The organism is Pseudomonas sp. B6(2017) (assembly GCF_002112765.1).
Classification (GTDB): domain Bacteria; phylum Pseudomonadota; class Gammaproteobacteria; order Pseudomonadales; family Pseudomonadaceae; genus Aquipseudomonas; species Aquipseudomonas piscis.
This window is the reverse complement of the sequence record NZ_NEIQ01000012.1, coordinates 239,183-249,789: the sequence shown is the minus strand read 5'-3', so window position 1 is coordinate 249,789 and position 10,607 is coordinate 239,183. Positions and strand designations below refer to the sequence as shown.

The following is a 10,607-nucleotide window of genomic DNA, read 5'->3' as shown; positions in this document are numbered from 1 at the left end:
TGGGTGAACAGCACGTCGTTTTCCAGCTGGATGTGCTCCAGCAGGTCGTCGCGAAACTCCTGCAGGCCGCTGTACAGGGTGCGCCAGGTGTTGCAGGCGGCCTCTGGGGTGGTGAGCTGCCCCGTCAGTTGCATCAACCGTTCCAGGGCTTCGCCGTGCTGGTCGTGCTCCAGGCGCATCACGTGGATCGGCGCGCCGGCCTGGCGGCCCATGCCCCGTTGCAGCATCGGGAACAGCACCTGTTCCTCCTTGAGCATGTGGCTTTCCAGTTCCTGTTGCATGTCCTGCAAGTGATCGGCCAGGCCTTCGGGGCAGTGGCTGTCGCCGGCATGCACCTGTTCCACCCGGCGGGCCAGGCGGATCAGTTCCGGCAGTTGCTCGCGGTGGCGGTCGTGATAACGCGACAGGATGTGTTCGATGAGTTCGCTTTGGGACAGTGTCTGGTTCATCAGGGGATTCCTGGGGGGTGTGGGTCTTGCCTGGTGATTGCAGCGCCCATGCCAGCTTTGATTGCCCGGAATCAATGGCCGTTTCCTGGGCTATGGTGAAATCCACCGCGATTTCCCAGGGTAGATATGACCATAGAGGGTGAGGACCACCATGTTGCGAGAAAGCCTGGCCGCCGACCTGATCGTCGAGTTGCCCAATGCCGTGCGGTTGCAACGACTGGTGCAGACCCTGCGCGAATACTTTCGTTGCGGTGCGGTCGGCCTGTTGCGCCTGGAGGACGACAGCCTGCGGCCGCTGGCCACCGTCGGCCTGGTGCACGAGGCCCTCGGGCGGCGCTTCGTGATTGCCCAGCACCCACGGCTGGCGGCGATCATGGCCTCGCGCGAGCCGACCTGGTTCGAGCCCGACAGCCGCTTGCCGGACCCTTACGACGGCCTGCTCGATACCGCCGTCAGCGAACCCTTGGCCGTGCACGACTGCATGGGCGTGAGCCTGTACATCGAAGGCCGGATCTGGGGCGCGATCACCCTCGATGCCTTGCAGGCCGGCACCTTCGACGATGACGCCCGGGACGAGCTCAAGCGCTGCACCTTGCAGATCGAGGCGGCCGTGCGCGTCACCCGCCTGGAGCAGGAGAACCGCAGCCTGCGCTTGTCCCGCAGCGAACCTGTGGATGTGCGGCGGCCCGTGGAGGAGGGCGAGATCCTCGGCCAGAGCGATGTGTTGCACCAGTTGCTCAACGAGCTGGACGTGCTGGCCGACTCCGAGCTGCCGGTGTTGCTGTTGGGCGAGACCGGGGTTGGCAAGGAGCTGTTCGCCCGGCGCCTGCATCGCCTGTCGCGGCGCAGCCACAAGCCTCTGGTGCAGGTCAACTGCGCGGCCTTGCCCGAATCCCTGGCCGAGAGCGAGCTGTTCGGCCATGTCAAAGGGGCGTTCTCCGGTGCCACCAGCGATCGCGCCGGGCGCTTCGACGCGGCCAACGGCGGCACGCTGTTCCTCGACGAGGTGGGCGAGTTGCCCCTGAGCGTCCAGGCCAAGCTGCTGCGTACCTTGCAAAATGGCGAGATCCAGCGGCTGGGGGCGGACAAGCCGCTGCACGTCAATGTGCGCATCATCGCCGCCACCAACCGGCACTTGCCCGACAGCATCCGCGATGGCCTGTTTCGCGCCGACCTCTATCATCGCTTGTCGGTGTACCCGGTGCCGATCCCGCCGCTGCGCGAGCGTGGCCACGATGTACTGCTGATCGCCGGACACTTTCTCGAACTCAACCGCACCCGCCTGGGCTTGCGCGGGCTGCGCCTGTCGGCGCCGGCCGAGCGGGCGCTGCTGGGCTACCGCTGGCCGGGCAACGTGCGCGAACTGGAACACGTGATCGGCCGGGCTGCGCTCAAGCAGCTCAGCCGCGACGGCAGCCGCAGCCTGATCATCACCCTGGAGCCCGAGGCCCTGGACCTGGACAGCACCCCGGCAGCGCCACCGGTGCCCGAGCAGCCGGCGGCCCCGGGCGTGCCCTTGACCTCCCTGGGGGATGCGGTGGATGCCTGCCAGCGCCAGTGCATCATCCAGGCCTTGCGCCTGAGCGGCGACAACTGGGCCGCTGCGGCGCGGCTGCTGGCAGTGGACCCGAGCAACCTGCACAAGCTGGCCAGGCGCTTGCGGCTCAAGTAGCCCAGCGGCGTTGATGGCGGTCAAGGTGCGCAGGTGGCGCTGCTTACAGACTGCGCGGCACTTACCAGGAGATCACCGCCATGCCGCTGTCCCTTGCCCAGATGCGCCGTAACTACACCCTAGGTGGCCTGCACGAAGAGCAGGCGCCGGACGATCCGCTACTGCTGTTCGGCCAGTGGCTGGAGCAGGCGCGGGAAACCGAGAGCGCCCCCGTGGAGGCCAACAGCATGCACCTGGCCACCGTGGACAGCCAGGGCCGGCCCCATGGCCGGGTGTTGCTGCTCAAGGGGGTGAGCGCTGAGGGGTTCACCTTCTTCGGCAATTACCAGAGTGCCAAGGGCCTGGAGCTGGCGGCCAACCCCCAGGCCGCCATGACCTTCTTCTGGCCGGCCCTGGAGCGCCAGGTACGGATCGAGGGCCCGGTGGTGCGCCTGGCGGATGAGCTGTCCGACGCCTATTTCGATTCCCGGCCCCTGGCCAGCCGCCTCGGCGCCTGGGCCTCGCCCCAGAGCCGGCCGCTGGCCGATCGCGATGAACTGCAGGCGCTGCTGGCCCAGACCATCCGCCGCTTCGTCGAAGAACCCCTGCGCCGGCCCGCGCACTGGGGTGGCTATTGCCTGCAACCCGAGCGCCTGGAGTTCTGGCAAGGGCGGGCCGACCGCCTGCACGACCGTCTCGACTATCGGCGCCAGGGCGGCCAGTGGCGGCGTCAGCGCCTGGCGCCCTGAGCCGCACCCCCCGGAGGTACCTCCAAGGAGGAATGGGCCCGCCGGGGCTTTGGGTCCAGGCTTGGGCCCAAAGCCGATTCCCCAGCTACAGGACACCCAGGCCATGGCCCATTTGTCGCAACGCACCTTTGTATCCTTGAACATCGCCGTGTTGACCATCAGCGATACCCGCACCTTCGAGACCGACAGTTCCGGACAGACCCTGGTCGACCTGTTGCAGGCTGCCGGCCATGCGCTGGTGGACCGCGAGCTGGTCCGGGACGATATCTACCAGATCCGCGCCACGCTCTCGCGCTGGATCGCCGACCCGGCGGTGCAGGTGGTGCTGACCACCGGCGGTACTGGCTTCACTGCCCGGGACAACACACCCCAGGCGGTGCTGCCGCTACTGGACAAGCACGTGGAAGGCTTCGGCGAATTGTTCCGCCAGGTCTCCCTGGCGGAGATCGGCATGTCGACCCTGCAATCCCGCGCCCTGGCCGGGATGAGCAATGGCGTGCTGGTGTGCTGCGTACCGGGCTCGCCCGGGGCCTGCCGCACCGCCTGGACGCAGATCCTGCACAACCAGCTGGACAGCCGTACCGGCCCGTGCAACTTCGCCCCGCATCTGAAGCCGCAACCCGGCGCGGCCATCGCCGCCTGCGAGGCACGACCATGAGCGTCGGGCCTTGCGACAGCGGCACGCTGCTGCCGGTGGACCTGGCCATCGGCCATTTGCTCGAACGCGCGCCACGCCCGCCGCAACTGCATTGCCTGGCCCTGGAACAGGCCCTGGGCCGGGTCCTCGGGACCGATGTCCACGCCCCGCGTGCCTTGCCAGGCTGGGACAACAGCGCCATGGACGGCTATGCCTTGCGCGCTGCCGACCTGCCGGCCGCGGGTGGCTGCCTGGTCCTGGCCGGGCGGGTCGCTGCGGGCCAGGCGGCGACCACGGCGTTGCTGGCCGGGCAAGCGGTGCGGATCTTCACCGGCGCGCCGCTGCCGCCGGGCGCCGATACGGTGGTGCCCCAGGAGCTGTGCCGGGTCGAGGGCCAGCAACTGTGGTTGCCGGCGGTCAGCGTTGGCCAGCACGTGCGCAAGGCCGGCGAAGAGGTCCGTGAAGGGCATCTGCTGTTGCCCGCCGGCAAGCGCCTGCGGGCCCAGGAGCTGGGCCTGCTGGCGGCTTGCGGGGTCAGTTGGGTCGAGGTCTACCGGCCGCTGCGGGTCGGCCTGCTGAGCAGTGGCGACGAGCTGCGCGAACCCGGCCAGCCCCTGGCGCCGGGGCAGATCTACAACAGCAACCGCTATTGCCTGTCGGCGCTGCTGCAGGGGTGGGGCGTCGAAGTCCACGACTACGGCGCGATGGCCGATGAACTACAGGCCAGCAAGCAGACCCTGCACCTGGCCGCCCAGGAATGCGACCTGTTGCTCAGCTCCGGCGGGGTCTCGGTGGGCGAGGAGGATCACCTCAAGCAGGCGATCCGCGAACTGGGCCAGGTGGACTTCTGGCGCCTGGCCATCCAGCCGGGCAAGCCCCTGGCCTTTGGCACCGTGGCGGGCAAGCCCTGGCTCGGCCTGCCGGGCAACCCGGCGGCGGCGTTGATCACCGCGCTGGTGGTGTTGCGCCCGTTCCTGCTGCGCAGCCAGGGCCTGCGCGATGTCGTGCCGCAACCGGTGGCATTGCCGGCCGGCTTCGACTGGCCGCAAGCCAATCGCCGGCGCCAGTACCTGCGCGCCCGGCTGGTGCCGGGGGATAACGGCCAGTGCCGCGTGCAACTGCATCCCCAGCAGAGTTCGGCGATGCTCAGTGCCGCCTGCTGGGCCGATGGCCTGGCGCTGGTGGAGTGCCAGCAGCAACTGCGCCAGGACGATCCGGTGCAGTTCCTCTCGTTCGCCGAGCTGATGCAGTGAGCGCTCTTGATTATCGTCAAGGTCCTGGCGGGTGCGCTGGCTAGACTGGCAGCGCTTTTTTCCAGCGCTCCGGGCCTGCTGGCGGTCTGCACGAAAGGTGGGTGGAGCAGGTTCTTTGAAGAGGAATGCCCATGCAACTGGTCTGCCCGGCAGGCAACCTGCCTGCACTCAAGGCCGCGGTACGCCAAGGCGCCGACGCGGTCTACGTCGGTTTTCGCGATGACACCAATGCCCGCAGCTTCGCCGGGCTGAACATGGACGACAAGCAGTTCGACGCCGCCGTCGCCCATATCCGCCAACACCAGCGCCAGCTCTATGTGGCGGTCAACACCTACCCCCAGCCCCAGGGCTGGGAGCGCTGGCAACGGGCGGTGGACCGCGCCGCCGACCATGGCGTGGATGCCTTGATCGCCGCCGATCCCGGGGTCCTGGGCTATGCCACCGAGCGCCATCCGCACCTGAGCCTGCACCTGTCGGTGCAAGGCTCGGCCACCAACGCCAGTGCCCTGGCGTTCTACTCCCAGCACTACAACATCCGTCGCGCGGTGTTGCCCAGGGTGCTGTCCCTGGCCCAGGTGCGCCAGGTGGCGGTCAACAGCGCGGTGCCCATCGAGGTGTTCGCCTTCGGCAGCCTGTGCATCATGGCCGAGGGCCGTTGCCACCTGTCGTCCTACATCACAGGCGAATCGCCGAACCTGTGCGGGGTCTGCTCGCCGGCCAAGGCGGTGCGCTGGAGCGAGGATGCCGAGGGCTTGAGCGCCCGCCTGAGCGAAGTGCTGATCGACCGCTATGGGCCCGACGAGCCGGCCGGCTACCCGACCCTGTGCAAAGGGCGGTTCATGGTCGGCGGCAAGCGCTTCCATGCCCTGGAGGAGCCCACCAGCCTCGACACCCTCGACCTGCTGCCGGAGTTGGCGGCGATCGGCGTGCAGGCGGTGAAGATCGAAGGGCGCCAGCGCAGCCCGGCCTATGTCGAGCAAGTCACCCGGGTCTGGCGCGCGGCGCTGGATGCCCATCGCCTGGCGCCCGAGCGTTTTGCGGTCAAGGACCAGTGGCGGCATGTGCTGGCCGGGCTTTCCGAAGGCAGCCAGACCACGCTGGGCGCCTACCACCGTTCATGGCAATGAGGGATTACCGATGAAGCTCAGCCTGGGACCCGTCCTCTACTACTGGGACAAGGAGCGCTTGGCGCGATTCTACGAACAGATGGCCAGCCTGGCGCTGGATGTGATCTACCTGGGGGAAACCGTGTGCTCCAAGCGCCGGGTGTTCAACCTGGACCAGTGGCTGGGCCTGGGCCGCGAGCTGCAGCAGGCCGGTGCGGCGCAGATCGTGCTGTCGGGCCTGACCCTGATCGAGGCCGCCTCCGAGCTGTCGAGCCTGCGCCGGCTGTGTGACAACGGCCAGTTCCTGGTGGAGGCCAACGACATGGGCGCGGTGCAGTTCCTGGCCGAGCGCCAACTGCCGTTCGTGGCCGGCCCGGCGCTGAACCTGTACAACGGCCATGCCCTGGCCAAGCTGCAGGACTGCGGGATGATCCGCTGGGTGCCACCGGTGGAGTGCTCCGCGGCGCTGGTGCGCGCCGTGCTCGAGCAAGTTGCCGGGCTGGGCCGGGCCTTGCCCGAGGTCGAGGTGTTCGCCTACGGCCACCTGCCGCTGGCCTACTCGGCGCGTTGCTTCACCGCCCGTGCGGAAAACCGCCCCAAGGACGATTGCCAGTTCTGCTGCATCAACTACCCCGATGGGCTGGCCCTGAGCAGCCAGGAAGGCCAGGCGCTGTTCACCCTCAATGGCATCCAGACCATGTCGGCCGAGGTCACCAACCTGCTGGCCGATTACCCGGGGCTGGTGGCCTGTGGCGCCGACCTGTTGCGCCTGAGCCCCCGGGCAGAAGGCATGGTCCAGGTAGTGGAGGCCTTCGCCCGGGTCTGCCAGGGCGAGGCGCCACCGCTGTGTGTGGATGGCTGCAATGGTTACTGGCATGGCCAGGCGGGCATGTTGCGGGTCGAGGAGGCGGGACTGTGCTGAAACCTACGCAATGGCTGCTCAAGGGCGTCGCTAAAAACGTGGGCGAGGCCGCCAGCGCAAGGCAAAAACCGGCGAAAAAGCGCAGTTCACTTGAAGTGAATGAGCATTTTGAGCCGGTTTTTAACGCAGCGATGGCAACGCAGGTAGTTTTTAAAGGTGCCCTCAAGGGCGCCGACCGGATTTTGCCGCTGGTACGCCGGGTGCCGTTCGGCCTCCAGCGCTTGGCCCTGGAGCAGGCGCTCAACCGCTGCCTGGCCGAGCCCCTGGCCGATGGCGAGTTCGACCTGTTGCGCGGGCGCTGGTTGTGCCTGCGCATCAGCGACCTGGACCTGACCTGGTACCTGACGCGCCAGCGCGATGGCCTGCACATCGCCCGGCGGGCCCGAGCCGATGTCAGCATTCGCGGCAACTGGCGCGAGTTCCTGCTGCTGGCCAGCCGCCAGGAAGACCCGGATACCTTGTTCTTCCGCCGGCGCCTGGTGATCGAGGGCGATACCGAGCTGGGCCTGACCCTGAAGAACCTGATCGACAGCCTTGACCCGCAGGTGCTGCCGGGGTGGTTGTGGCGCAACCTGGAACGGGCCGGCCAGGGCCTGGCCGGCACCATTGGGCCCGGCGCTCAGCCGGGGTAGTCGGCCAGGCGGTCGAGGGCGAGGATCTGGATGCTGCGCCGCTGCATGCTGATCAAGCCCTCGTCCACCAGCCGATGCAGGGTCCGCGAGAAGGTCTCCGGCTGGATGCCGAGCTTGGAGGCCACCAGGCGCTTGGAAACCTGCAACTCGACCCGGCCATCGCTGGGGTCGCATTCCTGGAGCAGGAAGTTGATCACCCGGCGGCTGGCATTGGGCAGGATCAGGGTGTCGATGTCCCGCAGGCGCTGGTGCAGGTGCTGGCTCATGCTGGCCATGACTGCCAGGCACACCTGCGGCTGGTCCTGCAGGGCGTGGCGATAGTGCGCGCCGTCGATGCTCACCAGCACGCAATCCTTGAGGGCACCGGCGCTCACCGGAAAGCTGTGGGCCTGGCTGAACTGCAAGGCCTCGGCGAAGGTCTGGCCGGGCTGGATGATCTCCACCAGGTGCTCCTGGCCCTCGACATTGAGCCGGTACAGCTTGATCTGGCCGCTGACCAGCAGGAAGAAGCGCTTGGCCGGTTCGCCCTGGCGCACCAGGATGTCGTGGCAGGCCAGGCGCTTGAGGGTCGCCAGGGCGCACACGTCCTCGAAGACGTGGCCCGGCAGCTTGGCGAACAGGTAGTGGCGACGCAACAGCAGGACGGTGGATGGGTGATTGAGCATGGCGTACCTCCGCTGCCGCCCATGGTAGGGCGGCGGACGCCGGTGGCCCATGCCTCCACCGGCCTACCTCCAAGGGAGCAGTCAGGAGACCTGGCGCAGGTGCTCCATGGCCCACACGGCGGCTTCGACCCGCGAGCGCAGGCCCAGCTTGTGCAGCAGGTTCTTCACATGCACCTTGACCGTGCCCTCGGTGATACCCAGCTTGTGGCCGATGACCTTGTTGCTGTAGCCGCTGGCGATGCTGCGCAGGACCTGGCGCTCGCGCTCGGTGAGCTCGACCTCGTTCTGCCGTGGTGGCGAGCGCAGGGCCTGGGCCATGACCCGGGTCAGTCCCGGGCTGATCACCAGGACGCCGTCCATGGCGTCGCGGATGTACTGGATCAGCAGCTCCGGCTCCATGTCCTTGAGCAGGTAGCCATCGGCGTCCAGGCGCAGGGCATCGCGAATGTCGTCCTCGGCATCGGATACGGTGAACAGCAGGACCTTGCCGGCAAAATCCTGCGCGCGCAGGTGGCGCAGGGTTTCCAGGCCGTTCATCTGCGGCATGTTGTTGTCCAGCAGGATCAGGTCCGGTTGCAGCGAGTCCAGCAGGGCCAGGGCCTCGGCACCGTGGTTGGCTTCGCCGACGATGGTGAAGTCGTCTTCGAGCTCGAGCATCTGGCGGATGCCGCGGCGCATCATCGGATGGTCGTCCACCAGCAGGATGCGGTGGCGCGGGGAGGGGTTCATGAGGGTTTACCTTCTGTCAGGCGCCCGAGGAATTCCGGGCGAAACTCCATCTTGACCAGGGTGCCCTGGGGCTCCCGGGAAAAAATCTGCAATTGGCCGCGCAGGCTGCGGGCCCGCTCGTCCATGATGTTCAAGCCGTGGTGCTCGCGCAGGTCGTGGCTCCCGCTGAAGCCACGGCCATCGTCCTCGATCGACAGGCACAGCCGTTCGCCGTGCTGGCGCAGTTGCAGCCAGGCGTTTTGCGCGTGGGCATGGCGCAGGCAGTTGGACAGGGCCTCGCGGGTGATCTGCAGGATGTGGATCTGTTCGCTGGCCGACAGCTCGAAGGCCAGGCTGTCGATGTGCAGGTGGACCTGGAACTCGCCCCGGCGGGAAAACTCGCCGGCAGTGTCCTTGAGTTCCTGCACCAGCCCGGCGTCCTGGATCCGCAGGCGGAAGGTGGTCAGCAACTCGCGCAATTGGCGGTAGGCGGTGTTCAGGCCTTCACGCAGCTCGCTAGTGACGTTCTCCAGGGTCGCCACCGGCTCGCCCCGGCGCATCAGGGTCTGCATGCGGCTGACCTGCAGCTTCATGTAGGACAGCGCCTGGGCCAGGGAGTCGTGCAGTTCGCGGGCGATGATCGCGCGTTCCTCCAGCAGTACCAGGCGGTGATCCTGCTCGCGCTGGCGCTTGAGCTGCAACGAGGTGCCGATCAGGTTGGCCAGGGCCTGGATCAGTTCGATTTCCCAGGGCTGGGGTTCCAGGCCGTTGTGAAAGTGCGCCTTGAGTTCACCGAAGGTGCCGCCCTGGTGGCTGATGTCGAAGGCCAGGCTGTCGCTGCGCTGGCGGCAGCTGGCGCAGTCGCTGCTGGCGCAGATCTGCCGGTTGTCGCTGCCATGCAGGGCCAGCAATTGCTTGGCCTGGGCCTGGCCTTGCAGGCACAACGACAGGCGCAGGCCCGGCAGGCGTTCCTGGAAGCGCCGGATCAGCTCGTCCAGGCCTTCGGCATTGGCCTGGCGGGTGGCCAGGTTGCGACTGCTCTGGTACAGCAGCTCCAGCGCGGCGTTGGCCTGTTGCAGGTGCAGGGTCTTCTGCCGGACCTGGGTTTCCAGGGTGCGATGGGACTGCTCGATGGTCTCGGCCATGGCGTTGAAACTGGTGGCCAGCTGGCCCAGCTCGTCCTCGGACTGGTGGTTGACCCGGGCCCGGAAATCGCCGCAGCGAAAGCGCTGGGTGGCGTCTACCAGCTCCTTGAGCGGACTGATCACGTTGGATTGCAGTTCGTACAGGCCGAACAGCAGGACGATCATGGTGGTGAACAAGGCCGCGCCCTGGATTAGTTGCTGCCAGCCTTGCTTGTGCTCGTTCTCGTGCTGCAACAGGCTGACGAACTGGTTGAGCCGCTCGACGAAGGGCTGGGTGCTGGCCTGGAACAGCCTGGCATCGCCGCGTTGCAGCGCCGGTTGCAGGATCTGCTGCCAGTCGTCCTGCAACTGCCGGTAGCTGAGTTGCAGGTCGAGGTCGTTGCCGTCTTCCAGCACGGTCTTGAGCGCCGGGCTGTTGAGGCGTTGCTGCAGGCTCTGGCTGATGCGCTCGAGCTCGTCGGCCCCGGCCCCGGCGGCCAGTTTCCAGCTCAGGTGGTAGGTCTCCATGCGCACCGAACCTGCGGTATTGATCGCCGCCGCGTCGCCCTGGCTGAACCAGGCGATCAGGCCGGCGCTGAGGGAGCTGGCCAGGGCCAGCACGCTGATCAGGATCACCGCCAGGCCGGCGCGGGCCGGTAGCGAACTGCGCAACCAGGCGATCATCGGCGATCACCGAAAGCGGGCAGCAGA

At 67.5% G+C, this 10,607-nt stretch carries 10 protein-coding genes and 1 pseudogene; 7 read left to right on the top strand and 4 right to left on the bottom strand.

Annotated features, from left to right (window positions below; all coding sequences use genetic code 11):
- Window positions 1-422 (bottom strand): annotated as a pseudogene (locus CAG11_RS21590) (hemerythrin domain-containing protein); the annotation flags it as partial.
- Window positions 423-600: 178 nt separating this feature from the next.
- Between CAG11_RS21590 and norR the strand changes: the two are divergent.
- From norR to CAG11_RS21555, 7 genes are all read left to right on the top strand, one after another.
- Window positions 601-2,121 carry a nitric oxide reductase transcriptional regulator NorR gene (gene norR, locus CAG11_RS21585; protein ID WP_085597852.1) on the top strand — a complete coding sequence of 507 codons (1,521 nt, stop codon included), beginning with the start codon at window positions 601-603 and terminating at the stop codon, window positions 2,119-2,121.
- Window positions 2,122-2,201: 80 nt separating this feature from the next.
- Window positions 2,202-2,849 carry a pyridoxamine 5'-phosphate oxidase gene (gene pdxH, locus CAG11_RS21580; protein WP_085597851.1) on the top strand — a complete coding sequence of 216 codons (648 nt, stop codon included), beginning with the start codon at window positions 2,202-2,204 and terminating at the stop codon, window positions 2,847-2,849.
- A gap of 103 nt (window positions 2,850-2,952) precedes the next feature.
- Window positions 2,953-3,507 carry a molybdenum cofactor biosynthesis protein B gene (gene moaB, locus CAG11_RS21575; protein ID WP_053131312.1) on the top strand — a complete coding sequence of 185 codons (555 nt, stop codon included), beginning with the start codon at window positions 2,953-2,955 and terminating at the stop codon, window positions 3,505-3,507.
- Window positions 3,504-4,739 (top strand): gephyrin-like molybdotransferase Glp, encoded by a 1,236-nt coding sequence (glp, locus tag CAG11_RS21570; protein ID WP_085597850.1) that lies wholly within the window; start codon window positions 3,504-3,506, stop codon window positions 4,737-4,739. The genes moaB and glp overlap by 4 nt, the downstream gene beginning before the upstream one ends.
- A gap of 131 nt (window positions 4,740-4,870) precedes the next feature.
- Complete coding sequence (locus CAG11_RS21565) at window positions 4,871-5,866, top strand: peptidase U32 family protein (RefSeq protein ID WP_053129300.1); 996 nt, start codon at window positions 4,871-4,873, stop codon at window positions 5,864-5,866.
- Window positions 5,867-5,876: 10 nt separating this feature from the next.
- Window positions 5,877-6,767 carry a U32 family peptidase gene (locus CAG11_RS21560; protein ID WP_053129303.1) on the top strand — a complete coding sequence of 297 codons (891 nt, stop codon included), beginning with the start codon at window positions 5,877-5,879 and terminating at the stop codon, window positions 6,765-6,767.
- Window positions 6,768-6,898: 131 nt separating this feature from the next.
- On the top strand, window positions 6,899-7,399 hold the full coding sequence (locus CAG11_RS21555) for an SCP2 domain-containing protein (protein ID WP_085597849.1): 501 nt from the start codon (window positions 6,899-6,901) through the stop codon (window positions 7,397-7,399).
- Here the strand turns inward: CAG11_RS21555 and CAG11_RS21550 are convergent.
- The 3 genes from CAG11_RS21550 to CAG11_RS21540 form a co-directional block, all read right to left on the bottom strand.
- Complete coding sequence (locus CAG11_RS21550; protein ID WP_085597848.1) at window positions 7,387-8,064, bottom strand: Crp/Fnr family transcriptional regulator; 678 nt, start codon at window positions 8,062-8,064, stop codon at window positions 7,387-7,389. The two genes, CAG11_RS21555 and CAG11_RS21550, sit on opposite strands and share 13 nt — an antisense overlap.
- Before the next feature lie 81 nt (window positions 8,065-8,145).
- Window positions 8,146-8,793, bottom strand: coding sequence for a two-component system response regulator NarL (narL, locus tag CAG11_RS21545; protein ID WP_053129309.1), 648 nt, complete (start codon window positions 8,791-8,793; stop codon window positions 8,146-8,148).
- Entirely contained in the window at window positions 8,790-10,580 is a 1,791-nt protein-coding gene (locus CAG11_RS21540) for a HAMP domain-containing protein (RefSeq protein ID WP_085597847.1), read from the bottom strand. The genes narL and CAG11_RS21540 overlap by 4 nt, the downstream gene beginning before the upstream one ends.
- Between the last annotated feature and the right edge of the window lie 27 nt (window positions 10,581-10,607).

Bases quoted from the DNA above. Each gene is read 5' to 3' on its own strand.
- norR (WP_085597852.1), top strand. From the start codon at position 601: ATGTTGCGAGAAAGCCTGGCCGCCGACCTGATCGTCGAGTTGCCCAAT.
- pdxH (WP_085597851.1), top strand. From the start codon at position 2,202: ATGCCGCTGTCCCTTGCCCAGATGCGCCGTAACTACACCCTAGGTGGC.
- moaB (WP_053131312.1), top strand. From the start codon at position 2,953: ATGGCCCATTTGTCGCAACGCACCTTTGTATCCTTGAACATCGCCGTG.
- glp (WP_085597850.1), top strand. From the start codon at position 3,504: ATGAGCGTCGGGCCTTGCGACAGCGGCACGCTGCTGCCGGTGGACCTG.
- CAG11_RS21565 (WP_053129300.1), top strand. From the start codon at position 4,871: ATGCAACTGGTCTGCCCGGCAGGCAACCTGCCTGCACTCAAGGCCGCG.
- CAG11_RS21560 (WP_053129303.1), top strand. From the start codon at position 5,877: ATGAAGCTCAGCCTGGGACCCGTCCTCTACTACTGGGACAAGGAGCGC.
- CAG11_RS21555 (WP_085597849.1), top strand. From the start codon at position 6,899: ATGGCAACGCAGGTAGTTTTTAAAGGTGCCCTCAAGGGCGCCGACCGG.
- CAG11_RS21550 (WP_085597848.1), bottom strand. From the start codon at position 8,064: ATGCTCAATCACCCATCCACCGTCCTGCTGTTGCGTCGCCACTACCTG.
- narL (WP_053129309.1), bottom strand. From the start codon at position 8,793: ATGAACCCCTCCCCGCGCCACCGCATCCTGCTGGTGGACGACCATCCG.
- CAG11_RS21540 (WP_085597847.1), bottom strand. From the start codon at position 10,580: ATGATCGCCTGGTTGCGCAGTTCGCTACCGGCCCGCGCCGGCCTGGCG.